Source organism: Mesorhizobium sp. M1163 (assembly GCF_040318415.1).
In the GTDB taxonomy this organism is placed as follows: Bacteria; Pseudomonadota; Alphaproteobacteria; order Rhizobiales; family Rhizobiaceae; genus Mesorhizobium.
Map to the genome: position 1 here is coordinate 240688 of NZ_JAMYMF010000001.1, position 24310 is coordinate 264997.

Consider the following 24310-nt stretch of genomic DNA (forward strand, 5'->3'; position numbering starts at 1 on the left):
GATCGGCCTCACCTTGACTGTTCCTTCCAGCCGCCGAGTGAGAACGAGGGTAGCCCCGGACTCTTGATCGAGATCATGTGCGGCCGATACGGCGAAAGGCAAAGGGCGGGATGAGGTCTCCGCCGGTCCTCGCATCGGACGGCGGAAGCGTCTCCTCGAGCAGCATCGCCATCCGGGCATGGAGGGGCGACCTGACGCATACGGGATCGGCCGCCGCAGCATCGCCGGCCAGCGCCAGCGCCTGGCAACGGCAGCCGCCCCAGTCGACATCACGGCGCTCGCAGCTGCGGCAGGGTTCCAGCATCCAGTCCGTCCCACGGAAGGCGTTGAATGCCGGCGAGTCCCGCCAAATGTCGGCCAGCGGCCGAGAGCCGAAGCGCTCGAATCGCAGCGATGGAATGGTCATCGCAGCATGACAGGGCAGCACCAAGCCGTCCGGTGCGATGACGAAAGCATCGCGCCCCCAGCCGCCCATGCAGGGCTTGGGATAGGTCGCAAAATGATCCGCCACCACGAAATCGATCTCCAGCACGCCGACAAGACGTGCCCGTGCGGCCTCCACGGTCGCGACCTGATGCTCTATCGAGGCGCCGTCGGGCAGCAGGTAGCGACGATTGAGCAACGCCCAGCCGGCATATTGCACGTTGGCAATCTCCAGCCGCTCGGCGCCGAGCGAGAGCGCCAGGTCGATGTAATCGGGAATTTCCGCGATGTTGTGCCGATGGATCGGCGCATTGATCGTCAGCGCCAGTCCGAGGGCCCGCGCATGTCTGGCGGCAGCGAGCTTTTGCGCGTGGGCGCCGGAATGGCGTCCGATCCGCGCGGTGGTTTCGGCATTGGCACCCTGGAAGCTCACCTGAACATGGTCTAGCCCCGCGCTGGCAAGTGCTTCCAGACGGATGCCGGCAAGGCCGACGCCGGCCGTGATGAGGTTGGTGTAGACACCGGTTTGCGACAGCGTTGACACGAATTGTTCGAGGTCCCGGCGCAGCGTCGGCTCGCCGCCCGAAAGATGCACTTGAAGAACGCCCATAGCCGCCACTTGCTCGAACACGTCGAGCCAGCGTTCCGTCTCCATTTCACGGTCGGCTTTCAGCAAATCAATGGGATTGGAGCAGTAGGGGCACTGCAGAGGGCAGCGATGCGTCAGCTCAGCCAGCATCGCGATCGGAGGGAACGGCGCCTGCGTCACAGCCGCACCAACAGCCGGTCTGCCCATTCCTGCAGGAAGGCGCCGACGTCGGCGTCGATTTCCTGGCCCTGACCGTCATATTCGCAAGCAAGCTCCCTCACAATGGCACTGATTGACGTCTTGCCGTCACAGCGCCGGAGGATGTCCAGTCCGATTGCATCGGGCCACAGAACGCGCTCAGGTGCCAGCACCGCCCAGGCATTCCGGACGGGATCGAAACGCAGGCGTACATAGGGCGCGAGGCGCGGGCGAGATTGCGCCGATACAATCCCTCTCCGGCGGTCCGCTGTCATCCGTTGGTCTCCGGCCGGAAGCAGCCAGGGGGTATGACGCCGTCACGCCCATATGCGTAGTCGAGCGCGTCGAGCATCGCCCAGAGCACATCGCACTTGAAGACCAAGGCGTCGACAACCTTCTGCTGACGTTCCGGCGTGTCGGCATAGCGAAGCACGTAGCCCAGCGCGAAATCGGAATCGCGTGCGGCCTGATCGGGCCGCCGATCGAAATAGGCGAGCGTGTCGGCCCTGACGAAGTCGTATCGCGCCAGCATCGCTGGCACGCGTTCTGCGATAATATCGGGCGAGAAGAGTTCGGTGAGGGAGGAAGCAACTGCTTCGAGCAGCGTATGGGACGCGCAGAAATTGACATACGCCTGCACCGCGAAGCGTGTTGCCGGCAGCGCCAGCCTTTGGCTTTTCACCTCTTCCGACTCAAGGCCGAGCGACGTCGCGAGATGCAGCCAGCGCGCAATTCCGCCACTCCGGCCGTCCTCGCCGTCATGGTCCTCGATGCGCTTGCGCCATGCGGCCCTGAATGCCGGATCCTCGGCGTGGGACAGGATGGTGGCGTCCTTGCGTGGAATGGCCGCCTGATAGCAGTAGCGGTTGAGCGCCCAGGCCTGCAGCTCGGTCTTCGACATCGCTCCCTCCACCATTCTGCGATGGTAGGGGTGTCGGTTATGATAACGCTCGCGGCCGACCTGCAGAAGGACTGTGCGCAAATCTTGTTCATTGAGGCCGCGGCCGACCACGTCGGAAAAATCGTTCACAGCATGAGCTCCATCCGGTCTTGCGCAATCTCCCATCCAGCTGCGCGCACCGCCGCGTGTTCGGGCGATTCCTCGTCCAGAACCGGATTTGTGTTGTTGATATGGATGAAAATCCGGCGGTCGACCGGCAGGTGGTTCAGACATGCGATCGCACCGTTCGGTCCGGACATGGCGATGTGTCCCATGCGCGCGCCGGTCTTCACGCCCACGCCGGCCGTGATCAGCTCGTCGTCCGTGAACACTGTGCCGTCGAGGAGAACCATGTCGGCGCCGGCAATCCGTTGCCGCAGCGATTCATCGACGGCTGTACAAGCGGGAATGAAGAGCAGCGAGCGGCTCCCCTCCATCAGACGAACCCCGATCGTGCCGCCATCGGCGGAACGGAGCTTCGGATCCTGTCGGCCGCCATCTTCAAGAAAGAGCGCCACCTTGCCAGGAACGGAAAACACCTCGATGCGGATGCCGATTTCCGCGCCCTCGGCATCGCAAAGATCGATGAAGCCTTCAGGAGGAAGGCAGCGGCGCGAAACAATCTGAGCATCGAGGACATCGAAGATCGAATTGGAGGCGATAACCGCCAGAACCTGCTCCGTTGCATAAAGAGCGAAGGGTTGCCGCTCACGCAAGCTGAGGAGCCCCGAAATCTGGTCGATCTCGGCGCCGGTCAGGACGACGGCTGCCAGCGGTGTGGCGCGTGCCGACATCTCCGGATGCGGTTGGAGTTCAGGGTTTTCAGCAATCTGCTGGCGGATATCGGGAGAGGCATTGAAAAGCACCCAGCGTCGCCCGTCTGGAGATGCCGCAACACTCGTCTGAAGACGCGGGCGGACCCCAGGATTACCCGCCCGCGCGGCCCTGTTCAGCCTGTCGTTGGCGTTCCACTGAGGAAAACCGCCACCCGCGGCGGAGCCGATGATCCTAATCCACACGCCGTGATAAACTCCGCGTTTCTCTATTCCAGCAATGTCGCGAACCGGTCGAGCACAGCCGATGCCGTACCCGCCGGTTGCGTAATGTCATTTCTTTGTGGTGATTTCGGCAGGCAAATAGCGCGATATCTCCATTCCCGCCGCGACTTCGCACATGACGGGCTTCTTCCAAGTCTTCTTCTTCATGTCTTTCTCCGATCTGGCTGCCTTGGAAATACCGCAGCCAATCCCATAAGCACGCAGCCCAAGCTTTGTTCCCGACAGGGTATGCGAGGGATGCTCTTTCGGATTGGGCGTCGGACGCTCGCGTCAAAGAAAAGACAGATCAACCGAAAGCGGAACCGGGGTGGCGGATGTTCGCGCGAAGCTTACAGCATCGGCCGGCCACCTGTGACCAGAAGCAAGCCCCGGTGAAACAACCGGCTTCTGACGAAGCCAGGAGGATGTAAGCCGGCGCAACGCAACTCTTGAGGAAATCGCCCTGCTGGCGCTAAGCTCGTTCTCCTGCATCTTGTATCGGGCACAATGATGAACGGTGAGGCGAAAAGCAGCCTGTCCGGGCGCGCCATGCGCTGGGCCATTGCATTGACCGAGGAGAAGAGCGTCACCGGGACCAGCGGCGAAGCCTCGTTCGGCCCGTGGCTGGCAGACGAGTTACGCCGCGAAGCCGCGTTTCGCCACGCGGAAACCTGGACCATAGAGGTCGAGCCGGAAGATGGCCGCCATTGCGTGGCGATGCTGGTCCGCGGTACTGGCCGCGCCACCATCGTGCTGACCGGTCACTACGACACCGTCACGACGCGCGACTATGGCGATCTGGAGGATCTGGCCACCCAGCCGCAACAACTCACCCAAGCGCTAAGAAAAACTTTGGCCATGGCCGAGGCGCCTGCCGTGAGGCGGGCGCGGGACGACTTCGCCTCGGAGGAGTTTCTCGCCGGCCGCGGGCTGCTCGACATGAAGGCCGGTTTGGCCGCCGGGCTGGCGGTTTGCGCCGCATTCGCCGAAAGCACCAACGCGGCGGGAAACTTTCTGTTTATCGCGGTTCCCGACGAAGAGAACAATTCTGCCGGTGCGCGCAAAGCGGCACAGGTTCTCACCGAGATAGCCGGCGAGCACGAGTTGGACATCTTCGCGGCGATCAATCTCGATGCGATCGCCGACGACGGGGACGGCAGCAAGGGTCGCGTCATCGCGCTTGGAACGGTCGGCAAGCTGCTTCCGACAGCCCATGTCGTCGGCGTTCCCGCGCATAGCGGCTTTCCGTTGAGTGGCCCGAATGCGGCGACCATTGCCGCGGCCATAGCCGCCCGGGTGGAATGGGCATCGGAGCTGACCGACGACTCCCGGTCGCTTCCGGGTACACCGCCGAGTCTGCTCAGCATTCGCGACGGCAAGTCCGGCTATGACGTGACCACGCCGGCTGCCGCGTTCGCCACCTTCAACGTGCTGAGCTATCGCCGGACGCCGGATGAGGTGCTCGAACGCTTCGACCGGCTGGCGATCTTCCACTGCCGGAGCAATGCCGGCTGGTCACCGACTAGGCATGGCGATTGAGCCGCTTGCCGGGACCGGCAATCGTCACCGGCTTCGGATCGATACCTTACTTGCCGACGAACCTTTCGGACCGGCCGGCAGCGGCGCGGCTGCGGGCGATCGCTTCGGACGTCGCGGCCGACGCAAGCGCCCGCTATGGCTCGGCAATCGGCTGTGCGGATTATTTCGCCGGCATCTCGGATATGAGCTTCTTTGGCGAGGCGGCCAAGTCCGGTCTCAAGGTCGTCGCCCGCAACACGCCGATGGGCGGGACGGCATTCGCTGGCCGAAGTCAGGTGGGCTAGCCAACATTCCCACCATCAATATCGGTCCGTGGGGACGAGACTACCACACGCCGCTTGAGCGGCTTCACATCGGCTATGCTTTCGACGTCCTGCCGCAGGTCGTGAGCGATGTTTGTGCAGCGCTGCTTAAAGAGCAAGGATAGGTACGAGTCCATCAAATCTCGCCAGGAACAAATCGGCGAAGCCGAGGTTTGGTTCTACAAATCAAATCGCGAGGAAATCCTATGGACACTGACGTCAACTCCGAAACCCGTTCGATCTTCATTGTTGGGCTGCGCAACGCCCACGCCATGGAGAACCAGGCACTTTCGATCATGAAGCCTCAGGTCAAGCGGATCGAGAACTATCCGCAGGTCGCCGATCGCCTGCAGCAGCATATCACGGAGACCGAAGGGCAGATCGCCCGGCTGGAATCCATTCTGGATAGCCTCGGCGAGGACCATTCCACATTGAAAGACACGGCCATGTCGATGGTCGGCAGCATGGCGGCGATGGGACATTCCGTAGCCGGCGACGAAATCCTCAAGAACAGCTTCGCCAACTTTGCATTCGAAAATTACGAGATCGCCGCCTACAACTCATTGCTCGTACTCGCCGAAGCCGGAGGGTTTAGTCAGGCAACCAACTCTCTTCAGCAGAATCTCAGCGAAGAAGAAAAAATGGCCGACTGGTTGAAGCAGAACCTTCGCGCCGTCACCTTGCAATACGCCAGGCTGCGTGAGGCGGGAGAGACCGCCAAGAGTTAGGCCGCCCCGCTGGGGAAGAGGAATTCCTGACAACCACCCCAGCCGAATTGACGGGGTGGTTGTTTTTCTGGGATCGGAAGTGCTGCTAAAGACCGCGCGCCACGCGTCGGCCAGACACCCTTCCTTGGAGCCCGAAGAACCGGCCGGATTCAGAGCTAAGAATCCGAACGGATCGGAGCGCCCCGGTTCTGATGGCTTGAACGCCGCGATCCCATTTGTCTGCGGAAGGTTGCGGACTCCTGGCCGACTTCGATGTTCCCACCGCAAGGCGACCCGCGGTCGAAATCACCAGGAACGACCGGTGGCAGCGCTATGACGTCGATTTGGGAGCCTCGTCGGTCTCCGGCAAACGATCGCGAATGGCTTCCTCGGTTGTGCTTGCCGTCTTTTTCACGACTTTCTCGACGCGGTCGACCAACGTCTCGGCGTCGCCGCTGGAACCCTGTCGGTCAGCCTCTTCCTTTACAGTCTCATATGCTTCGGCGGCAACCTGCTTGGCTTGCTCCACGCCTTCTTCAAAGACTTCTTCGGCACTGTCACGAAGCTTGTCGCGGTAAGGGCCGAGTTGCGCGTCTTCCGCGGCGGTGTGAGGCAGCATCACGCCGATGGCTGTGCCCACGGCAAGGCCCACCGCGGCCATTGCCAGAGGTTCGCGCTGGAACAGGTCCTGCGCCGACTGCCGCACCCGCCCCGTCATATCGGTGGCGGCCGAGCCGACCTGCCCGGCTGTGCTTCTCAATCTTTCTTTGGCGCCGCTCGCAACGTCTGCCACAGCCTCAGTCGCACCGCCTGCCACGGACGCAACCGAACGAGCGGCATCGGAGAGCATGGAGCCGGCGGAACCTTCGCCCTCGGCACCGTACTCATCGCCGCGTGAGTCCTGCCAGGCCCCGCCCAAGCCCCTCTGGTCAGAGAAGTTTCGGGTGCCGTCAGGCTCCCTGCCGGTCGAATAGGCATCAAGTGCTGAACTGTCTACCGACGTGCCCTTGCCAAGCATCAGCCAGGCTAGGCCCGCGCCGACCAATGTAAGCGGCAACGGATTGTCCCTGACCTGAGTCTTAAGATTGCTGAGCATGGCGGATCCCTCGCCGCTGAACATCCCGGTGAATTCGTCGATCAGTTGGCCCGGTGTCATCTTGCTGCGGATCGTGTCTGCGGTATCTGCCACTCTGGCGCGCGCAATATCAGCATCGCGTTCCAACTCGGCTGCGGATTTCTCGGTCATCTTATCTGTTCCTTGATCACGCGTGCGTCGCGTTTAAGTTGGTCTTGTGTCCGGTCGGGGGTCAACTCGGAGGGAGCCATGCTTGCCTTGCCCGAGCGCAAGAGTATGACGCCCAGTACTGCCACCACGACGCCGACGAGCAGCGAGGACCATCCGGCTCCCAGCCCGGCGCTCGCCAAGGCAATCACCAGCGCCTGCAAAAGCACCATCAGGGCGGCGAGCAGGCAAATGGCGCCTCCCATTACCTCCACGGCGCCGGCGCCGGCCTTGCTTACCTTTTCCGACATTTCAGCCCGCAACAGCCTGCTTTCGGTTTGAAGCAGTATTGTGACCTGCTGTGCCAGATCGCTGACAAGGGTTGTCAGGCTGCGAGTGTCCTGGTTGTCAGTCATGGGTTTCGCTCCAGGCTTGCATTGGCCCAGTCATCGCCGGACTGATCGGATCCTAGCGGGGCCGGCTCAACTGCCTCTGCCGATCGCCATCCGAACTCATTCGAGCTAGGACCCGTCTCGGGCGCCCGGCCTGTTCCCGACTGGCCCGGTGCTCCGGTTTGAGCAGAGGGTGGCGAGCTCTTGATGAACCGCCCCAACGCCAGGCCTGCCAATACCGAACCGGCGATCAGCGCCCCCGAGTTTTCGCGGCCGAAGGACTGGATTTCACCAAGCACCTCGTCAAACGGTTTATCCTTCAGGGACGATGAAAGCCGCTCAAGCCCGCCTGCGGCATCGAGGGCGAACTTCGAAGCGGTCCGTTGATCATTATTGGCCAGATGCTCGCTTGCCGCGCGCAATGCGCCGCTGAAGGCCTTCAGATTGGCGCTTACGTCGCGCTGCGTTGCGTCTGCCTTACTGGACAACGCTTGCTTTGCTTCCGAAGCGTAATCGGCGGCTTTCCGAGTGACCTCGTCCCGAGCGTCGTGGAGCGCTTCCGTCGCGGTCTGCTTTTCCCGTTGTAATCTGTCCGAAAGCTCGCTTCTGGCTGCCTCGAAATCGGCCGTCTGACGGCCCTGATCGTCCTGGTCTTGCATGGTATCTCCTAGTGGAATCCGAGGAAGGAGAGGATCGCAAGCACGACAACGACGAGGCCGATGAGATAAATAACACTGTTCATGGCGCAATCTCCTCCACTGCGCACCGAACTTGCCTGTGCTTCCCGTGTTCCCTCAGACGTCATCTTTTTTGGTAAGCGCAGCCTAACCAGCCTTAAGACGGGATCTTGTCCTGTGCCGATGGCGGTGAGCGCGCGGTTGGAAATGATACGAGACCGGACTCCGGTGCGACTTACAGGTCGAGACGCAGGTCCGTTCCGGCAGATATTCGCGCTGCATGGGCCGGGAATTTTTCCGCAGTGCTTTGACTGGGCATTATCGCAGTGGGACCTGCCTGCGACCTACCACTCAATCGCAGGCCGCGCGATCATCAGCCAGAAAATTCCGAGTACGGCAGCGAAGGCGGGGAAGCCGAAGGCGAACCACAGCCAGAAGAGCCGATGATAGCGTGGCGGCAACGGCGCGCCTGCAGCGGCGGCTTGCGAGGCCAGCTTGCGCATCTCCATTTGCATCCAGACGACCGGGAGCCAGAACATTCCGGTGAAGATATAGAGCGTGATCGAAAGCACGATCCAACCTTCCGACAGCGAGTAGCCTGCCTGCCAGGCGAGCGCGGCGCCCGTCAGCGGCTGCGCGACGACGGCCGTCGCTGTGAAAAGAAAGTCGGCTACGACAACCATGCGCGCCACCGCCGCAACCGTTGCCGTATTGCCCGTCCTGTGGGCGAGCAGCATGAAGAACGCGATGCCGGCGCCGGTGCCAAGCAGCACGGCTCCGCCGATGACATGCAGAAATTTCAGCAGGAAATAGTCCATCAACGCTCCTCCAGCACTGCCAAGGCTACAAAGTGCAGCACCAGGATCGGCAACACTTTGAGGAACGGCCCAAGCGGTTCGTTCCACAGCTCCGGGCGCAGGAAACTTCCGACGGCTAAGTAGAGGAGCGAGAGCGCGATGCCGCCATAGAGGCCTTTTCGCGTCGTCGACCGCCAAGCTATGAGCGCGCCAATGGCGATGTCGGCCAGAGCGCCGACGATCACGGTAGGCGCCGACAAGATGCCAGCCCCAGTGCTTTGCATCAGATCGATGCCACCGTTATAGCCGGTGGTCAGCGACACAATACCCGTCACGATCCAGAAGAAGGGCAGGACGACGAAGATCGCAGGCTTGATGAAATACAGCCGGGCAAACCATTTTTCCTGCACCGTTGCCGGATTGAGCGCGAGGAAACCCGCCAGGGTTTGCGGCCGTATGCCGGTCAAGGCGGCCCAGTTGGAGGGATCTCCAACCGCCCCTCGGGCGATCTCCCTGGCCGCGTTGGTGCGCATTGGTGGGCGCCAGCCGAACATCGCGGCAAGGTCGCCGAGGCGGTAGAGAAGCCTTGCAACAGCCGGCGGCAAGACAAAGCTAACTGCCGGAGCCCAGCCGAGCCATCGGCGATAGCTGCCGACGACCTCGTCCATGCTCAGCTGTTCGGGACCGACAAGTTCCAGCACGACGCGAGACGGACTGGCGGGCGCGAGAAGGAAGACGACGGTTGAGACAACGTCGTCGAGTTGTACCACCTGGAGCCGGCCGGTGTCGGGCATGGACGGCAGCACCGGAAGCCAGGCGAGACCCCGAAACAATGCGCTGGCTCCAAACACCGGCCGCCCGAGCACCACGGACGGGCGCAGGATCACCCAGTCCAGATCAAGCGCCATAAGCGCTTGATCGCCGGCCAGTTTCGTCGCCGAGAACGTCGAAGGTTGCGCCCGATCGACGCCTATCGCCGAGAAGTGGATCACCCGGGCAACCCCTGCCCTCGCACAGGCGAGGAAGAGTGCTGCCGCCGCATCGCGATGGACTTCCCGCGTCTTTTCACGGGGGCTGTCCTGCAGAACGCCGGCACAATTGACGACGGCGTCAATGCCCGTGAGATGCGGCAACCAGTCTTCGGGCTGCAGCGCCACCGCCATGTCCAGCACCAGCAACTGATAATTGCCGGCCCGGTTTGCGCCGGGGCTGCGGACCAAGCCGATCACCTCATGCCCTTCGGAAAGAAGGCGTGCGACGACCGAGGCACCGATCAGGCCGGTGGCGCCGGCAACCAGAACTTTCACACTGGACCCCATTCTCCGACGGCGGGACAGTATCGTTCATTCCCGCTTATCGCCCTCGATACTCCCCTTCATAGCGGAAAGTTCTTCCTTCGTGCATAACAACCGCGGCCGCGCCGGGTCGGAGATGTCGAGCTTGTCCCAGGGAATGCGGTACATGCTGTCGCGACTGCGCATTCGAAAGACGTCGAGGACCGCTGTGCCGATGGCAGAAGCGGATAGGCGCTCGAATGCTGCGTAGATGCCGACATGGTACTCGGTAACCACGAGATCATCGCCATCCGGTTCGGCGCGTATCTCCTCGATATGGCCGATGCTTTTGCCGCGCTGCGAAAGCACATTCCTGCCAGCCAATTGCTCAAGATTGACGGTGGCCATCATCCAGCTCCCGGGATACGCCCAATGACATGATCGCGGAGCCAGTTCTGCCAGTCGAAAATCGCCGTTTCGCGGACGTCGATATCGAACTCGATGTCGACGCCGATGTCGCGCACCTTGTTCCAGGCGATGCGGTGCGGCTCGGCATGGCGCCTGCCGCCGAGCCTTGCCGCAAGCCGCGCCATCCAGCGCCCGGGCCGCTCGCCAAGCCGGCGCGCCAGCGTGATCGAACCGAGCTCGACCGCAATAATTTTTGGCGGCTTGCCTGGCCCGAGTTCGGCCACCAGCCCGTCCACCTTGCCGATCTTGACCTGCTCGCGGTCGACCACTTGCTTGTCCAGGATGTCGCGCAGCAAATCCATCAAGTGTCTCCGAATATCTGCAAAGGAATAGTCACGACTGCGAGCACGAAACCGAGCGCTATGATGAAGATGACCGCGGCATTCGCGATCAGGCCATTGCGGTGCTCGCCGACATAACGCTCGTCGTTCAGCAGGAAGAGGAACGGAACCACGGTCAGCGGCAGGCTGGCGGCCGTCAGAGCCATGGAAAAGATGGTGAGCTTCAGCGGATCGAGACCCAATGCGATCGGAATGGCGGCGAGAAACAACGAGATCGTATAGACGGTGCTGAAGCCGGGATCGTCGCGCGGTTTCAGGTCCTCGCCCCAGGTCCAGCCGAAACCCTGCGCCACAAGGTACGCTTGCTGCAGGCCGATTTCGAGCGCGGCACCGAAGCAAGCGATGCCTAGTGAAGCAACGAACAGGACGAACCCCCAGAAACCGAAGATCGGAATCAGCATCAGCGGCAGCTGGTGGTAGTCGTCGATCTGCTCAATGCCGTGCGCTGCCAGCACGAGCGCCGCCACAATCAACACACCGATCGAGATTGTGCCGCCAAAACACATGCCCAAGCCGGCAATGGCCCGATTGGCTCCGAGATAGCTCTTGTCCCATTGATCCTCGATTGCTCCCGACGAATAGAACATGAACAGATAGGGCGAGATCGACGCACCAAGAATGCTGACCGCCATGAACCAGTAATTGGCCGCATCGTGCTCGGGCAGAGTGGGCACGGCACCGGCCGCAACCTGCCCCCAATCGGGTTTCAGCATGACGGCGCCAACCACGAAGCACAGCGTGACCAGCCCGAGGACCGCGACACCTTTTTCGATGAATCCGAACGTGCCTTTCCAAAGGAACAGCCATGCCAGAAAAGCGACCGGCAGCGCCCACCACTGAAAGCCGATGCCGGTGGCGAGCTCGAGCGCAATGGCAACACCGCCGATTTCGGCTGCCATGACCAGGAAGTTGACCAGCAAAGTCGCAAGCAGCGGCCACAGAAAGGCGTTGAAGCCAAACCGTTCCCGGATCCCGTCGACGATGGTGTGATGGCTAACGGCGGCGAAGCGTCCGGCCATTTCGACCAGGAAGATGATGCAGATCGTGCCCAGGACGACGGCCCATATCAGCTGGAACCTGAACGCCGCGCCGGCCTGAGCTGCGGTCGCCATCGATCCGACCTCGAGAAAGCCGCCAACGCTGGTGACGACGCCGAGCGATATTTCGAGTAGCTTCTTCATGATTTCGGCGCGAAATATCTGGCGTAGGACGCGCTCAGATCGGCGGCGGCGGCCCGCAGATCCTGTTGCGCGTGTTCCACGTCCGAACGGTTGCCGTTCTGCACTGCGGTCGCTGCGCGTGTTACCGCCGCCGAAAGCTGTCCGACCGCCGTCGTCAGACCGGCTTGCTCGCTGGGCTCAGGCGACTTGGCGGACTGGATTTGCGCACCGGCATCGGCGAGCGCCTTGCCGACCGATTGCAACGTGCGCGACGTGTATTTCGAAGGGGCTGCCCCAGCGACCCAAGCCTCCAGGACCAGTGATGCGGTCTGTGTGGCGGAAGCCGCGATTTTCGACTGCTGCTCGACCTGGTCGGAAGACGTGCATGCCGTCAGTACAGATATCATCAGCAGCAAGCACAGGCGGTCTGGTCGAAGACCGACGGCTGTAACGGCATTTACAACACGTGCTTGTAGCGTTGCTGCCACACGATTGTTCTCCCCGCACCAAGCGACTTCGGCGTGAAGTTTGATCTAGAGCGCCCGGTAATCACGTCAACTGAACCGGATGAACGGCGCTGGCAGCGCGGAACAAACCAGCGATCGCCGGATTAGGTGATGAGGAGGCAAAGGCCATGGACAGGGAACAGCGTATCAGGCAGCGAGCCAATGAGATCTGGGAGCGCGAAGGCCGTCCGCAAGGACGCGAGCGCGAGCATTGGGATCAGGCCGTGCAGGAGATCGAAGCTGAGGGTTCCGAGGCCGAACGCGGTCCGGTCGTGCCTGATCCAACGGTCGGGGCCGGCTCCAATCCAGAGGCGCGCGGCAGCAAGCGGCGGGGGAAGTGAGGTCCAATGCCTCGTCTCGTCGCCTGGATCGTGGTCGTACTGGTCGTGCTGTTCGCCGCCTGGCTGATGATCGGACGCGACAGAACCAGTGGCGGAGCTCAGCCCACGCCGCATGCAATAGATCAGAATGGATAGGAGCTGACATGGCGGGAACCGATACTCATCCTGAACAGGACCCTGCCGAAGGATCGCGATCGACAGTGGAAAAGCAGCTCCGCAAGGAGCAAGGCGGCGAGGGTCAAAATCGCAAAGCCGAGCCAGCTTCCGACAAATCCGGCAGCAAGACCAAGACGCCTTCGGAAGCGCGCAAGAAAGGCTCAGGCTTGGATTGAGCCGGCTGACGGCGGGCTCACGCTGCCGTTTGCCTCGAAATAATAGGGATAGCGCTGCTGGACGATTTCGAGCACCTCGAAGATGTGGCGAAGATGCATTCGCATTGCTTCTTCCGCCGCAAGCGCGTCGGCCTGCTCGAGCGCATCGACAATCCGCCGATGCTGGCCGAGGACCACCGACATGCTGTCGAGGCGCGGAAAAGACAGGAAGCGGAACCGGTCCATGTGCAGCTTCGCCGCGCTGATGTCGGCCCAGATTCCGGGAAACCCGGCATGACTGGCGATATGCTGGTGGAACAGCTCGTCCGACTTGAAGAAGCGCCTGTCGTCCGCGATGGAGGCGAACGTCTCCTGGACCGCCAGTTCGCCTTTGAGCATGGCAAGCAGGTCGGCACGGTGCGGGCTCTCGACGGCGCGCTTGATCAGGCCGACTTCGAGCGATTCGCGCAGGAACTGCGACTTCTCGAGATTGGCAATACGGAGCGGCGCCACCATGCTGCCGCGCTGCGGATAGATGTCGATCAGGCCAAGACCGGCCAGCCGGGCGAGCGCCTCCCTGACCGGCGTGCGGCTCACCCCAAGGGCTTCCGACATCGCCTTTTCCGAGATCCCTTCATGCGGCTTCAGGCGGAAGGTCAGGATCTGGTCGAGCAGAACCTCGAACGTCCTCGCCGCGACCGACGCGCCGGGGCCGGATTCGCCCAACCGCCCCTCGGTGATGGTCCGCATTCCCAAAAGCCCTGCCATCGGCAATCCCCTTAAAGGCTCTGCAGTTTCAAGCCGTTCATGAAATGCCTGCGCAAGCAGCAGCCCGGCGTTACTCCGTGCGCGGAGAACCGCCGATGCGCGCCAGCAGCCCGCCATCGACGCGCACGACCTCGCCAGTGACGAAGGAGGCATCGTCGGACAGCAGGAAGGCAACGACTGCGGCAATCTCTTGCGGCTGGGCGGTACGGCCGAGCGGATGCATGTTGTCGAGGATGCGCAGTATCTCGTCGGGGTTGTCGTTGAGCTTGACCGCATCCCGCAGCATCGGCGTGTCGACGGCGCCCGGAGCGACGGCATTGACGCGCACGCCGAGGGGCGCGTAGTCGACGGCCATCGATTTGACGAGGCCGATCAGGCCGTGCTTGGCCGTGCTGTAGGCCAGAACCCCTTCCTGGCTGGCCAGGCCCTGCACCGAGCTCATATGGACGATGGCACCGCGGCTTTGGCGCAGCAGCGGCATCGCCGCACGCGACAACAGGTAGGCAGCCTTGAGGTTGACGTTCATCACCTCGTCCCAAAGCGCCTCGTCCGTAGTCTCCACTGTTCCGTAACGCTGGATGCCGGCATTGTGGGAGAGCATGTCGAGCCCGCCGAACACGGACCGGGCAAGCTCGACGGCGCGGCCGCAGGCTTCTGTGTCGGCGGTTGAGCCAAGCACGGTGCGCACGGTCACGCCGCGCGCCGAAAGCTGCGCCGCGACCTCATCCAGCTGATCGCCCGCCCGGTCGAACAGGATAAGGTCGACGCCTTGCTCGGCCAGCCTTTCGGCGACAGCACGGCCGATGCCCATGGCTGCCCCGGTGACCAGTGCGCGTTTTCTGAATTCAGCCATTTATCCTCCAAGAACAGTTGCCGATCGATTACCATGGTAGTCGATCGGCGCAATTTGACGCGCTCTTTTCCGCGGAGCCGGCCCAAGCGTGTCCGGCATCATGCCGATCCTTGCATGAAAGCCAGCGTTTCCGCGCGCGTCGGTGCGCCAACACGTCCGCCAAAGCGCAGGCATTTCAGGGCGGCGGCGGCGCTGGCCACTGCTATGGCCCGCTCTTCGTCCCAACCTTCGGCCAGACCGAGGGCGAAGGTGCCGTGAAACACGTCGCCTGCCGCCAGGGTGTCGACGGCTTCGACCCGCGGCGACGGCAGGTGACGGACATCATTGCCACCCGGGTGCTGGAACGCGGTGCCGTTCGCCCCATCGGTGACGGCCACGAAGGCGCCGGTCCGTTCGCCGAGGATAGCAACGGCAGAACCGGCGGATATCTCCGGACCGCAAAGGATGCGTGCCGCCGGCAGCGAAGCAACGACATGCGAGGCGATCGGCAGCAGCCGGTCGAGCACCGGTCGCGACGCGACATCTGCGTCAAGGACCGCCGGAATGCCGTATTCACGAGCTTTCGCCAGCGCCAGGGCGGCGGCTCCGGGCCAGCGGACATCGACCAGCACGGCGTCGAACTGGGAAAAATCCGCGGGTGGAAGGCGGTCCGGATCGGCTTGCGTGACGGCATCGTAGAAGGGCACGATCATACGTTCGCCGGCGGCGTCGACCAGGATCGTAGCAATGGCCGAGCGGCCGCCCTCGACCCTGCGCACCAGCGAACAGTCGACCCGCTCCGCCTCCATCTGGCCAATGACATCGCGGCCGACGGCATCGTCGCCGACGCTTGCCCATAGCCAGACGTGTCCGCCCTGGCGGCTGGCCGACGCGGCGGCGCTGGCCGCCATGCCGGCCGCGATCTGCACGGCCTCGCTTGGCAGGAACTTGCCGGCGCCGGAGGGCAGGACATCGAGGCGCAAGATCGTGTCGTAGGTGAGCGCGCCGACACAAAGCAGGCGGGGCGCCGTCATTGCAGCCGGTAGCCGCGCTGATGGGCAATCGCCGTCATCACGCCTCTCAGTTCGGCAAGGCCGCGAAGACGGCCGATCACGGGGTAGCCGGGATGGGTGTGCCGCGCGGCGTCATCGATCAGCTCGTGGCCATGATCCGGGCGAAACGGCAGCAGCGCCGCCGGTTCGCCGGCGTCGCGGCGGCGTTGCTGCTCGTCGAGCAAGATCGAGACCACCGAGACCATGTCGACATCGCCGCTCAGATGCTCCGATTCCATGAACGAGCCGTCCGGGTCCTTGCTGACGTTGCGGAGATGCACGAAGTTTATCTTGTGCGCAAAGCGCCTGGCGATGGCGGGCAGGTCATTGGCCGGGTTGGCGCCCAGCGACCCCGTGCACAAGGTGAGGCCGCTATGGGCCGATGGCACCGCGTCCAGGATAAGGGCGATGTCGTCGGCGTTCTTGACGATCCGGCACAGGCCGACGAGATCGCGCGGCGGGTCGTCCGGGTGGATCGCCAGCGTGCCGCCCGCCTCTTCGGCGGCCGGCAACACGTTTTCGAGAAAACGGACGAGGTTCTCGCGCAGCCGCTCATGCGACAGGCTCGACTGCTCGGCCACCACTTCGCGCAATTCCGCTATGTCGTAGCGCTTGAAGGCGCCCGGCAGGCCGGCCATGATGTTGGCGAGCAGACGCTCTTTTGCCGTGTCCGGCGTCGTCTCGAACCATTCGCTTGCCCGCTGGAGAACATCGGACGCATAGTCGCGCTCCGATCCCTTGCGCTGCAGCATGTAGCAATCGAATGCGGCAAGCTCGTGCATGTTCATGCGGAGCGCCCGTCCGCCGCCCGGCAGCGGCGCAGCCAGGTCTGTGCGGGTCCAGTCGAGGATCAGCATGAAGTTGTAGCAGACCGTGCGCACGCCGCAGGCGCCGAGATTGCGCAAGGTCTGCCTGAAATTGTCGTAGAGCCGGTCAAGATCGCCGCGGCCGAGCTTGATGTCTTCGTGCACGGGGACGCTCTCGACGACGCTCCATTTCAGGCCCATCGCCGGATCCGCCTCGATCAGCGCCTGGCGGTGCCTGATGGCGTCGATCGGCCAGACTTCGCCGTAAGGGATGTCGTGCAGTGCCGTCACGATGCCGGTCGCGCCGGCCTGCCTGGCATGGGCAAGCGTTGCCGCATCGCCCGGGCCAAACCATCGCCACGTCTGCTCCATTCGACCCCCAACTGCGGAATTCCCCGATGACCGGTGGTGTATTGGATGCTACCATGGCAGTCAATCGATTGCAGTTCGGGGACCCTGCGAGATACCGTCGGGGGCGGCTTTGCTCCTTGAAAAGACTGCAACGACACCTGGCGTTCAGATCGAACGGCTACGCAAGGTCCGAGTTTCGGCTGGCCCAAATCGCGCCGCGTTCGAACATCGTGCGCATTTGCGGCACGGCGAACTCATCGGCGGTGTGGCCGAGCGCGCTATAGAAGACGCGGCCCTTGCCGTAGCGGCGCTTCCAGACGACCGGCATGACGACGCCGGCGATGAAGTCGAGATGCTCGCCGGTAAACGTCGTTGTCGCCAGCACCGCGTTGGTCGGATCGACATGCATGTAATACTGCTCAGAACGGTAGGCGAAACTATCGATGCCTTGCACGATCGGATCGTCTGGCCTGGTGATATCGACGTGATAGTCGATGATGTTGCCGGGATGGGCGACCCACTGGCCGCCGGTCATGAACTGGTATTCCGGCTCGTTGCGGAAGCTGTCGCACATCGTGCCGTGAAAGCCCGCAAGGCCGGTGCCGGCCCCGACGGCGCTGGTCAGGTTTTGCAGCTCCGGCTTTTCGATCGTCGACATGGTGATCACCGGGACAATGAGATCGAGCTTGCCCAACTGCGGATCGGCAAGCGCCGAAGTCCCCTGTTCCAGCTGCACGTCGAAGCCGTTGCCGGCCAGCATCTCCTTGACGATTTCGGCGCTTCGGGCCGGGGTGTGACCTTCCCAGCCGCCCCAGAAAATCAATGCCGTCTTGCTCATCGCATTATTCCCTATTCCAGAATTCCGAAAGGCAGGTCGGCGCGCATCGGCGCCGGCCGGGCGCAGCCATATCTGAGGTCGATACGCTGCCCTATCTCTGCTGAAGAGATGATCGATTCCATGATTTCCAGGACATGGAGGGAAAGCTCGAGACTGGCGCGGTGTTGCCTGCCGGAGACGATCGCCTGCGCCATGTCGGCAAGGCCGAGGCCCCGGTAATTGCCGTCGCCATAGGAATGGATCTGATCGGCCACCTTCCAGTCGCCCTTGCGCTGGCTGGTCCTGATGTCGCCCTGGAACTGATTAGGATCGGAGACGATCATCGAGCCCGTGGTTCCGTAGAGTTCGATGTGATTGTGTTCATGCTTCCAGACGTCGAAGCTGGTGGTGATCGAAACCGCCGCCCCGTTCTCGAATGCGAGCAGGCCGGAAATATGGGTCGGCACCTCGACCTGGATGGGTTCGCCCTGGCGCGGTCCAGAACCGATGGTACGAGTGGCATAGGATGACTTCGCCTGCCCGGTCACCGACTTTACCGGGCCTAGGAGATTGACCAGGCAGGTCAGATAGTAAGGTCCCATGTCGAGCATCGGCCCACCGCCGGGCTGATAGTAGAAATCTGGATTGGGATGCCAGAGCTCGTGGCCGGGCACCTGCATGAAGGCAGAGCCGGCGACAATGCTTCCAACGGTGTCCTCATCGACCAGCCGCCGCGCCGTCTGGTGGGAGCCGCTAAGAAAGGTGTCGGGTGCGCAGCCGATACGCACGCCCTTTTCGCGTGCGGCCGCGACGAGCCGCTCCGCGTCGCTGAGCGTCGTTGCTAGCGGCTTCTCGGAGTAGACGTGCTTGCCTTGCCCGACAGCCTGCAAACCGACCGGCACGTGATGCTGCGGCGTGGTCAGGTTGAGCACGATCTCGACGCGGGGATCGGCTAACAGCGCCTCGATCGGCATGGCAGCCAGGCCGTAGGCCGCTGCCTTGGCCTCAGCTGCCGTCCGGTTGATGTCGGTGACGCCGACAATGTCGAGCACCGGGAATTGTGGCGACGCCTTCAGATAGGCGTCTGAAATGTTGCCGCAGCCAATGATGCCGACACCGATCCTCCGCATGGGCTTCTCCTCAAAAGGCGGCATTGATGAAACAGCAGAACTCGTTTGTCACCCCCTTTTCGGCCAGGCGATGTTGTCCCGTGAAAAGGATTTACCTCGAGAGCCTCAGAACCGCGGCCCGATCACAATCGCGCGCCTATGCGCGAGCCGCTTGCTTTCGAGGTCGAACGCCCGGTACTCAGCAACACTGCTTCATGTAGCTTGCTCGACATTCTTGATGCCGGCGTTGAGCACTGCACCGATTTTCACCGGTAGAAGGACGCACATGATCCGCCCACAAGGAACCATCGCACCGATCCTGACGCCGTTCGAAAACGACGGCCGCATTGCCCGCGACCTCTGGATATCACACGCCAAGTGGGTGCTGGATCAGGGAGCGCATTTCCTGTCGCCGTTCGGTACCACGGGCGAGGCGTTGTCCGTCTCGTTGCGCGAGCGCATGCAAGCGCTGGAGTGGCTGGTCGAGGCCGGCATTTCGCCAAGCCATCTGATGCCCGGCACCGGTGTCACAGCACTTGCCGAAACCGTCGAGCTGACGGCGCATGCGGTCGGTCTCGGCTGTGCCGGGGTGATGGTGCTGCCGTCGTTCTTCTATACGGCCGCCGGCGACAACGGACAGGCCCGCTACTACAGCGAGCTGATCGAACGGGTGGCGAACCCGGCGATGAGGATGATCCTCTACCACATCCCGCAGAATTCCGGCGTACCGGTGAGCCCGGCGCTGACCGCCCGGCTGAGCGAAGCGTTTCCCGATGTCGTGGTGGCCTACAAGGACAGTGCCGGTGACTGGAACAACACCGCGGCGGTCATTGCGGCAGCCCCAAAGGTCGCGGTGTTTCCGAGCTCGGAAGCACAGCTGACGAAAGGCCTCGCCAACGGTGCTGCGGGGTGCATCTCGGCGACGGTCAATCTGAATGCGGCAGCGATCCGGGCCCTCTATGACGCAACGCTGGCGGGAGAGGACATTACTGACGCGGAGGCCGGCATCAAGGCGTTCCGCAAAATCATCCAGGATGCCGGCCTCATCGCTGCGATGAAGGCGGTCCTGTCAGCACGATCGGGCGACAGGCGCTGGCTGAACCTGCGCGCGCCGCACGAGAATGCAACGCAGACCAGCGGCGAAGCTTTGCTCGCCGCTCTCGGCCCGCTGGCCGACCATATCGGCCGGAGCTGACTATCGGGCAGCGTTCAGGGCGGCAGCAGCGCGTATCAGCGCCTTGAACGCATTCTCATCTATAGCCTCGCCCTCACGGATATCGATGGCGCGCCTGGTGTTGCCTTCGAGGCTGGAGTTGAACAGGCCTGAAGGGTCCTGCAGCGAGGCGCCCTTTGCGAAGGTCACTTTCACGACGTTCTTGTAGGTCTCGCCAGTGCAGATTATTCCGGCGTGCGACCACACCGGAACGCCTCGCCACTTCCACTCCTCGACCACTTCCGGGTCGGCCTGCTTGACGAGAGCGCGGACATGCGAAAGCGTCTTGCCTCGCCAATCGCGCAGCTCGCTGATCCTCGCATCTATCAGCTGAGAGGGAGAGTTGCCTGCATTTCCTTCCATCGAGCCACTCTTCATCATCATTGTCGCTTTCCCTAGGGTTGTTGCCGCTCGCCGGTCACATGAATACCGTTAATCGGCACGGGGTTTGCGGGAATGACTGGCATTCCCACTCACATTCGCTCGCCTGGCAATTGGCTGGCTTGCTTCACCCAGGCGGCGAGTTGAGCTTCGTCCAGCTGGTCGTCCTCGCGGATATCGAGGTAGCGCACGTCCTTGTGCTTGGACTCGCCTGGAGGGACAGGATGCAGCGACGCGCCGCGGAAGAAAGCCAGCTTGATGTACTTTGTGAAGCAATGGAAGTTGAGGAACCAGCCTTGACCCTCTACGCCATACAAGGGCGAGTTCCATTTGACGGCCTTGCGCACGTTGGGCACGCTGCGCACGATGAGCGCGTCGAGGCGGCGCCCGACGTCGCGTTTCCAGCCCGGCATGGCCGCGATGTAGGCTTGCACAGGGGCGTCGCCATCGGCCTTCGCTATCTGCGGGTTGCCGCCTGCGAGGAGGACCGGCTTGGCAGCGGCAGGGTTGGCGGCGGGCTTCTTCGCGACCGCCAATGACTTGATGGACGTCTTGTTGGCCATGCGTTCACTCCAATGCGCCGGTGCCCCCTGCGTTGCGCCACTTGGGAGCGTAAGGCAGCACGAACATGTACAGACCGGTAAGCAGGAGCAAGCCGAGCGGAAACAGCGGCAAGAGGTATACCCAGTAGGCGGGTTCCTTGCCTGCCCCCAGGCTGATGAAGATAGCGGCGACGACCGCCGCAAAGATAATCGACAGCCAGCGGTGGATCTGCCGAACCCATTTGTTCCAATCCATTGAGACCTCCTCTGAAGACGAACCGAAGCGGATCGGCGGCCCGTTTGGCGACTCCCGCCGGGCAGCCACGCCACTGAACGCGTGCCTTACCAGCGCGCCAGCTGGGTGATTTGAACGAGATTACCGCAGCCGTCGTTCAGCTGGGCGATGGTCGAGCCGGTTACTTCGGTCGGCGGCATGGTGAATTCGGCGCCGCGCGCTTTGATACGCTCGTAGTCGCCCATGATGTTGTCGCTGAAGAACATGACCGCGGGCTGGCCCTGCTGGAACATGGCTTTCTGGTAGGTCTTTGCGGCCGGGTTGTCATTGAGCGCGAGTTGCAGCTCGGCACCGTCCGGCTCGTCGGGTGATGCGACGGTCAGCCAGCGAAACGGCCCATTGCTGAAATCGGCCTTCTTCGTAAAGCCGAGCGTTTCGGTGTAAAAGCCCAGAGCCTTTTCCTGGTCATCCACGTATACTTTGGTCAACTTGATCTTCATTGGCTTGCCTCCATTATCGCCCCGCCATCTGCCGGTCTGTAACAGAGCCCCTGCTTGAATAGCGCCCGCGGACCTCAATCCGTCCGCGCCAGAACCTGCTCCAGATCGTCAAAGAACCTCGGCCAGCCGACTTTGGCACCCCGGAAGTAAGGCTGCTGATCCGGCCGGAAGCCCGACTGCTCCATGCGCAAGCGGACCCCGGTACTCGTGGGGGTGAGGGTCCAGGAGACGACACTCTTGAGATCCTTGGTATCCCACGTGTAAGTCAGCGTTCTGTTCGGCTCGACCGTCTGGACCTGACATTCGACGGAGCCCCAGGCTGCGTGAAGATTAAAACGGTGGTCCGCGACAGGCTTGAAGTCGTTTTTCATGAGCCACTCCTCGATCAAGTGTGGTTGCGTGAGCGCGCGCCAGATCTTCTCAGGCGGATAAGCGATCTCCCTTTCGACAATGACGGAGAGTGTTTCGGTCGCCATTTCGTTCACTGGTCCATCCTTTTGAGCAGGTCTTCGAGGTCGTCGAACCGGCTCTGCCAGAACCCGGTCATCTGGCTTGTCCAGTCGATCAGGGGGGCAAGCGCAGCAAGCTGCGCGCTATAGTGGGTCTGTCGTCCTGCATGGCGGTCGCGCACCAGCCCCGCCTGCCTCAAAACCCCGAGATGCTTCGACACGGCCGGTTGCGAGATCCCCGCCTGAGCCGTCAGAGCCCCGACCGTCTGCTCTCCTTCGCGACACAGTCGCTCAAAAATAGCGCGCCGAGTCGGATCGGCAAGCGTTCTGAAGAGTACATCGTGAGCGTTTGGCATTGGGATCGATAACCCTTCGGCTATTGATCGATGTATAACCATCGGGATATGTATTAGTCAAGCGGAAAGCGGCATAATTCTCGTTGCAGGAGCGATCACCTGCTTCGCTCACGCAGCCAGTTGCTCATTCGCCGTACTCTGCGCTGGAATCGTTAAGCGTGATGCGCTATATGACCATCTACATGGTCAGGAGCGTGACATGGGCGTGGTCAATCTGGCGGACGCCAAGGCACATCTGAGCGAGCTCGTCGACCGGGTCGAGGCTGGAGACTCGATCGACATCACCCGGCGTGGCAAGCGGGTCGCCCGACTCACGGCTGTGGCCCGCCCCCGCAGGCGGATCGACGCCGTCCTGCTCCAATCCCTGACCGCAACCATGCCTCTGCAGGCTCAGGCCGCCGCCGATCTGGTGCGATCGATGCGAGATGGCGATCGCTATTGATGCTTTATCTCGACACTTCGCTGATCGTAGCAGCGCTATCCAACGAAGCCATGACCGCGCGCGTTCAGGGCTGGCTGGCGGAGCAGGACCCAGCGCAACTTGTGATCAGCGACTGGACCATCACCGAGATGTCCTCCGCCATGGCGATCAAGCTTCGGACTGGACAGATTGACCTGGAGCAGCGCGCAGCAGCGCTCGCGATGTTCAACAAGCTGGTCGCCGAGAGCTTCACCGTGCTGCCGGTGACGGGCGGGCATTTTCGGGTCGCCGCGAAATTCGCCGATCAGCATACGCTCGGGCTTCGTGCTGGCGACGCCCTGCACCTCGCGACGGCATCCGAGCATGGCGCCACGGTGCGAACCCTCGACCAGCGGCTCGCCGAGGCAGGGCCGATACTCGGCGTGCCGACGCAGTTGCTGGCATGATCAAGGCTCCTCCTTCAAATGCATATATCCCGAGTTGCCTTGATCTCGACCACTTCTGGATATACATTTCTCCTGGCGTATATCTAGGAGAGGAAGTGGCATGCAGGTCGCCAAATGGGGAAACAGTCTTGCGGTCCGCCTTCCCGCCGCTGTGGTCGAAGCGCTTGAACTCAGGGAAGGCGATGAGATCGAAATCCATGTCGCTGACGCCCGCCAGCTTGGCGTGGCGCGGAAGCCCGGGCGCGAGGAGTTGCTGAAGCGTCTCCGCGCCTTCCGTGGTCGGCTCCCCGCTGACTTCAAATTCGATCGGGACAAGGCGAATGCCCGTTAGTTTTTTTGATACCAATGTCCTACTTTATATCGCGTCAAGCGATACGGCGAAGGCTGATCGGGCCGAGGCGGCCATCGCTGCTGGCGGGGCGATCAGCGTGCAGGTTCTCAACGAACTCGCCAACGTCGCGCGTCGGAAGATGCAAATGTCATGGACCGACACGCATGCGCTGCTGACCATGCTGCGCGGCCTGTTGACGGTTCATCCGCTCACGCTCGAGACCCACGAAACAGGATTGAGGCTCGCCGAGCGGTACAGCCTTTCCACCTATGACGCGATGATCGCGTCCGCGGCGATTCACGCTGGCTGCGATACACTTTTGTCAGAGGATATGCAGCACGGAATGGCGCTCGACGATGGCTTGCGCATCGTTAATCCCTTTCGCGTTGCGAGCTGATCGGCTTATTGAAGGAGCTCGCCGCGAGCGCACTGGCTACTTTCGGTGATACCGAGCGGCGCTTCAGGCACGGAGAGCGA

At 62.4% G+C, this 24310-nt stretch carries 36 protein-coding genes; 10 read left to right on the top strand and 26 right to left on the bottom strand.

Annotation, left to right across the window (positions count from 1 at the left end; genetic code table 11):
* Positions 1-73: 73 nt before the first annotated feature.
* The 5 genes from pqqE to NKH43_RS01185 all read right to left on the bottom strand — a co-directional run bounded on the left by pqqE (position 74) and on the right by NKH43_RS01185 (position 3355).
* Complete coding sequence (pqqE, locus tag NKH43_RS01165; RefSeq protein WP_051409553.1) at positions 74-1219, bottom strand: pyrroloquinoline quinone biosynthesis protein PqqE; 1146 nt, start codon at positions 1217-1219, stop codon at positions 74-76.
* A complete protein-coding gene (gene pqqD, locus NKH43_RS01170; RefSeq protein WP_023716589.1) occupies positions 1189-1485 on the bottom strand; it encodes a pyrroloquinoline quinone biosynthesis peptide chaperone PqqD in 297 nt (98 codons plus the stop codon). Before pqqD ends, pqqE begins: the two co-directional genes overlap by 31 nt.
* Positions 1482-2240 carry a pyrroloquinoline-quinone synthase PqqC gene (gene pqqC, locus NKH43_RS01175; protein ID WP_352856177.1) on the bottom strand — a complete coding sequence of 253 codons (759 nt, stop codon included), beginning with the start codon at positions 2238-2240 and terminating at the stop codon, positions 1482-1484. The genes pqqD and pqqC overlap by 4 nt, the downstream gene beginning before the upstream one ends.
* Positions 2237-3169, bottom strand: a complete 933-nt coding sequence (gene pqqB, locus NKH43_RS01180; protein ID WP_352856178.1) for a pyrroloquinoline quinone biosynthesis protein PqqB — start codon at positions 3167-3169, stop codon at positions 2237-2239. Before pqqB ends, pqqC begins: the two co-directional genes overlap by 4 nt.
* A gap of 87 nt (positions 3170-3256) precedes the next feature.
* Complete coding sequence (locus NKH43_RS01185) at positions 3257-3355, bottom strand: pyrroloquinoline quinone precursor peptide PqqA (protein WP_352482840.1); 99 nt, start codon at positions 3353-3355, stop codon at positions 3257-3259.
* Between the two features lie 342 nt (positions 3356-3697).
* Here NKH43_RS01185 and NKH43_RS01190 point away from each other — a divergent pair, with 342 nt between their 5' ends.
* The 3 genes from NKH43_RS01190 to NKH43_RS01200 all read left to right on the top strand — a co-directional run bounded on the left by NKH43_RS01190 (position 3698) and on the right by NKH43_RS01200 (position 5756).
* Positions 3698-4726 carry a M20/M25/M40 family metallo-hydrolase gene (locus tag NKH43_RS01190; protein ID WP_352856179.1) on the top strand — a complete coding sequence of 343 codons (1029 nt, stop codon included), beginning with the start codon at positions 3698-3700 and terminating at the stop codon, positions 4724-4726.
* Positions 4723-5010, top strand: coding sequence for a hypothetical protein (locus NKH43_RS01195; RefSeq protein ID WP_352856181.1), 288 nt, complete (start codon positions 4723-4725; stop codon positions 5008-5010). Before NKH43_RS01190 ends, NKH43_RS01195 begins: the two co-directional genes overlap by 4 nt.
* A gap of 224 nt (positions 5011-5234) precedes the next feature.
* Positions 5235-5756, top strand: a complete 522-nt coding sequence (locus tag NKH43_RS01200; RefSeq protein WP_352856183.1) for a ferritin-like domain-containing protein — start codon at positions 5235-5237, stop codon at positions 5754-5756.
* Between the two features lie 310 nt (positions 5757-6066).
* Here NKH43_RS01200 and NKH43_RS01205 read toward each other — a convergent pair whose 3' ends face one another.
* From NKH43_RS01205 to NKH43_RS01245, 9 genes are all read right to left on the bottom strand, one after another.
* A complete protein-coding gene (locus tag NKH43_RS01205; protein ID WP_352856184.1) occupies positions 6067-6981 on the bottom strand; it encodes a hypothetical protein in 915 nt (304 codons plus the stop codon).
* Positions 6978-7373, bottom strand: coding sequence for a phage holin family protein (locus NKH43_RS01210; protein ID WP_352856186.1), 396 nt, complete (start codon positions 7371-7373; stop codon positions 6978-6980). The genes NKH43_RS01205 and NKH43_RS01210 overlap by 4 nt, the downstream gene beginning before the upstream one ends.
* Positions 7370-8008, bottom strand: coding sequence for a hypothetical protein (locus NKH43_RS01215; RefSeq protein ID WP_352856187.1), 639 nt, complete (start codon positions 8006-8008; stop codon positions 7370-7372). Before NKH43_RS01215 ends, NKH43_RS01210 begins: the two co-directional genes overlap by 4 nt.
* Positions 8009-8370: 362 nt before the next feature.
* Positions 8371-8844, bottom strand: a complete 474-nt coding sequence (locus NKH43_RS01220; RefSeq protein WP_352856189.1) for a DUF2269 family protein — start codon at positions 8842-8844, stop codon at positions 8371-8373.
* Positions 8844-10130 (bottom strand): SDR family oxidoreductase, encoded by a 1287-nt coding sequence (locus NKH43_RS01225; protein ID WP_352856191.1) that lies wholly within the window; start codon positions 10128-10130, stop codon positions 8844-8846. Before NKH43_RS01225 ends, NKH43_RS01220 begins: the two co-directional genes overlap by 1 nt.
* A 36-nt stretch (positions 10131-10166) precedes the next feature.
* Positions 10167-10505 (bottom strand): hypothetical protein, encoded by a 339-nt coding sequence (locus NKH43_RS01230; RefSeq protein WP_352493897.1) that lies wholly within the window; start codon positions 10503-10505, stop codon positions 10167-10169.
* Entirely contained in the window at positions 10505-10867 is a 363-nt protein-coding gene (locus tag NKH43_RS01235) for a hypothetical protein (protein ID WP_352715925.1), read from the bottom strand. The genes NKH43_RS01230 and NKH43_RS01235 overlap by 1 nt, the downstream gene beginning before the upstream one ends.
* Entirely contained in the window at positions 10867-12087 is a 1221-nt protein-coding gene (locus NKH43_RS01240) for an NRAMP family divalent metal transporter (protein ID WP_352856194.1), read from the bottom strand. Before NKH43_RS01240 ends, NKH43_RS01235 begins: the two co-directional genes overlap by 1 nt.
* Positions 12084-12473 (bottom strand): hypothetical protein, encoded by a 390-nt coding sequence (locus NKH43_RS01245; RefSeq protein ID WP_245278505.1) that lies wholly within the window; start codon positions 12471-12473, stop codon positions 12084-12086. Before NKH43_RS01245 ends, NKH43_RS01240 begins: the two co-directional genes overlap by 4 nt.
* 227 nt (positions 12474-12700) lie before the next feature.
* Here NKH43_RS01245 and NKH43_RS01250 point away from each other — a divergent pair, with 227 nt between their 5' ends.
* Positions 12701-12913, top strand: coding sequence for a DUF2934 domain-containing protein (locus tag NKH43_RS01250; protein WP_352493894.1), 213 nt, complete (start codon positions 12701-12703; stop codon positions 12911-12913).
* 6 nt (positions 12914-12919) lie between these two features.
* On the top strand, positions 12920-13048 hold the full coding sequence (locus NKH43_RS01255; RefSeq protein ID WP_280940403.1) for a hypothetical protein: 129 nt from the start codon (positions 12920-12922) through the stop codon (positions 13046-13048).
* Positions 13049-13230: 182 nt separating this feature from the next.
* On the opposite strand, the gene NKH43_RS01260 is transcribed toward NKH43_RS01255, so the two are convergent.
* The 6 genes from NKH43_RS01260 to NKH43_RS01285 all read right to left on the bottom strand — a co-directional run bounded on the left by NKH43_RS01260 (position 13231) and on the right by NKH43_RS01285 (position 18980).
* On the bottom strand, positions 13231-13992 hold the full coding sequence (locus NKH43_RS01260; RefSeq protein ID WP_352493893.1) for a GntR family transcriptional regulator: 762 nt from the start codon (positions 13990-13992) through the stop codon (positions 13231-13233).
* Between the two features lie 70 nt (positions 13993-14062).
* A complete protein-coding gene (locus NKH43_RS01265) occupies positions 14063-14845 on the bottom strand; it encodes an SDR family NAD(P)-dependent oxidoreductase (protein ID WP_352493892.1) in 783 nt (260 codons plus the stop codon).
* A 98-nt stretch (positions 14846-14943) separates the two neighbouring features.
* Positions 14944-15858, bottom strand: a complete 915-nt coding sequence (locus tag NKH43_RS01270) for a PfkB family carbohydrate kinase (protein WP_352856196.1) — start codon at positions 15856-15858, stop codon at positions 14944-14946.
* Positions 15855-17054, bottom strand: coding sequence for a mannonate dehydratase (gene uxuA, locus NKH43_RS01275; RefSeq protein ID WP_352856198.1), 1200 nt, complete (start codon positions 17052-17054; stop codon positions 15855-15857). The genes NKH43_RS01270 and uxuA overlap by 4 nt, the downstream gene beginning before the upstream one ends.
* Positions 17055-17211: 157 nt before the next feature.
* Positions 17212-17871: a ThuA domain-containing protein gene (locus NKH43_RS01280; RefSeq protein WP_352816952.1), complete on the bottom strand. Its 660-nt coding sequence runs from the start codon at positions 17869-17871 to the stop codon at positions 17212-17214.
* Between the two features lie 11 nt (positions 17872-17882).
* Positions 17883-18980: a Gfo/Idh/MocA family protein gene (locus NKH43_RS01285; protein WP_352856200.1), complete on the bottom strand. Its 1098-nt coding sequence runs from the start codon at positions 18978-18980 to the stop codon at positions 17883-17885.
* 265 nt (positions 18981-19245) lie between these two features.
* On the opposite strand from NKH43_RS01285, the gene NKH43_RS01290 reads away from it, so the two are divergent.
* Positions 19246-20154, top strand: coding sequence for a dihydrodipicolinate synthase family protein (locus NKH43_RS01290; RefSeq protein ID WP_352590435.1), 909 nt, complete (start codon positions 19246-19248; stop codon positions 20152-20154).
* On the opposite strand, the gene NKH43_RS01295 is transcribed toward NKH43_RS01290, so the two are convergent.
* From NKH43_RS01295 to NKH43_RS01320, 6 genes are all read right to left on the bottom strand, one after another.
* Positions 20155-20553 (bottom strand): DUF1801 domain-containing protein, encoded by a 399-nt coding sequence (locus NKH43_RS01295; RefSeq protein ID WP_352856329.1) that lies wholly within the window; start codon positions 20551-20553, stop codon positions 20155-20157.
* Between the two features lie 92 nt (positions 20554-20645).
* The gene (locus NKH43_RS01300; RefSeq protein WP_352856202.1) at positions 20646-21116 is read right to left on the bottom strand and encodes a DUF1801 domain-containing protein; all 471 of its coding nucleotides are present in this window, start codon (positions 21114-21116) and stop codon (positions 20646-20648) included.
* Between the two features lie 4 nt (positions 21117-21120).
* Complete coding sequence (locus NKH43_RS01305; protein ID WP_023716563.1) at positions 21121-21351, bottom strand: hypothetical protein; 231 nt, start codon at positions 21349-21351, stop codon at positions 21121-21123.
* An 86-nt stretch (positions 21352-21437) separates the two neighbouring features.
* Positions 21438-21830: a VOC family protein gene (locus NKH43_RS01310; protein WP_352850582.1), complete on the bottom strand. Its 393-nt coding sequence runs from the start codon at positions 21828-21830 to the stop codon at positions 21438-21440.
* 74 nt (positions 21831-21904) lie between these two features.
* The gene (locus NKH43_RS01315) at positions 21905-22315 is read right to left on the bottom strand and encodes an SRPBCC family protein (RefSeq protein ID WP_352856204.1); all 411 of its coding nucleotides are present in this window, start codon (positions 22313-22315) and stop codon (positions 21905-21907) included.
* The gene (locus NKH43_RS01320) at positions 22312-22635 is read right to left on the bottom strand and encodes an ArsR/SmtB family transcription factor (protein ID WP_023716560.1); all 324 of its coding nucleotides are present in this window, start codon (positions 22633-22635) and stop codon (positions 22312-22314) included. The genes NKH43_RS01315 and NKH43_RS01320 overlap by 4 nt, the downstream gene beginning before the upstream one ends.
* Positions 22636-22834: 199 nt before the next feature.
* Here NKH43_RS01320 and NKH43_RS01325 point away from each other — a divergent pair, with 199 nt between their 5' ends.
* The 4 genes from NKH43_RS01325 to NKH43_RS01340 all read left to right on the top strand — a co-directional run bounded on the left by NKH43_RS01325 (position 22835) and on the right by NKH43_RS01340 (position 24230).
* A complete protein-coding gene (locus NKH43_RS01325) occupies positions 22835-23077 on the top strand; it encodes a type II toxin-antitoxin system Phd/YefM family antitoxin (RefSeq protein WP_352856206.1) in 243 nt (80 codons plus the stop codon).
* Positions 23077-23502, top strand: coding sequence for a type II toxin-antitoxin system VapC family toxin (locus tag NKH43_RS01330; protein ID WP_352482869.1), 426 nt, complete (start codon positions 23077-23079; stop codon positions 23500-23502). The genes NKH43_RS01325 and NKH43_RS01330 overlap by 1 nt, the downstream gene beginning before the upstream one ends.
* A 100-nt stretch (positions 23503-23602) precedes the next feature.
* Positions 23603-23833 (top strand): AbrB/MazE/SpoVT family DNA-binding domain-containing protein, encoded by a 231-nt coding sequence (locus NKH43_RS01335; protein ID WP_023716557.1) that lies wholly within the window; start codon positions 23603-23605, stop codon positions 23831-23833.
* The gene (locus NKH43_RS01340; RefSeq protein ID WP_352856208.1) at positions 23823-24230 is read left to right on the top strand and encodes a PIN domain-containing protein; all 408 of its coding nucleotides are present in this window, start codon (positions 23823-23825) and stop codon (positions 24228-24230) included. Before NKH43_RS01335 ends, NKH43_RS01340 begins: the two co-directional genes overlap by 11 nt.
* The last annotated feature ends 80 nt before the right edge of the window (positions 24231-24310 follow it).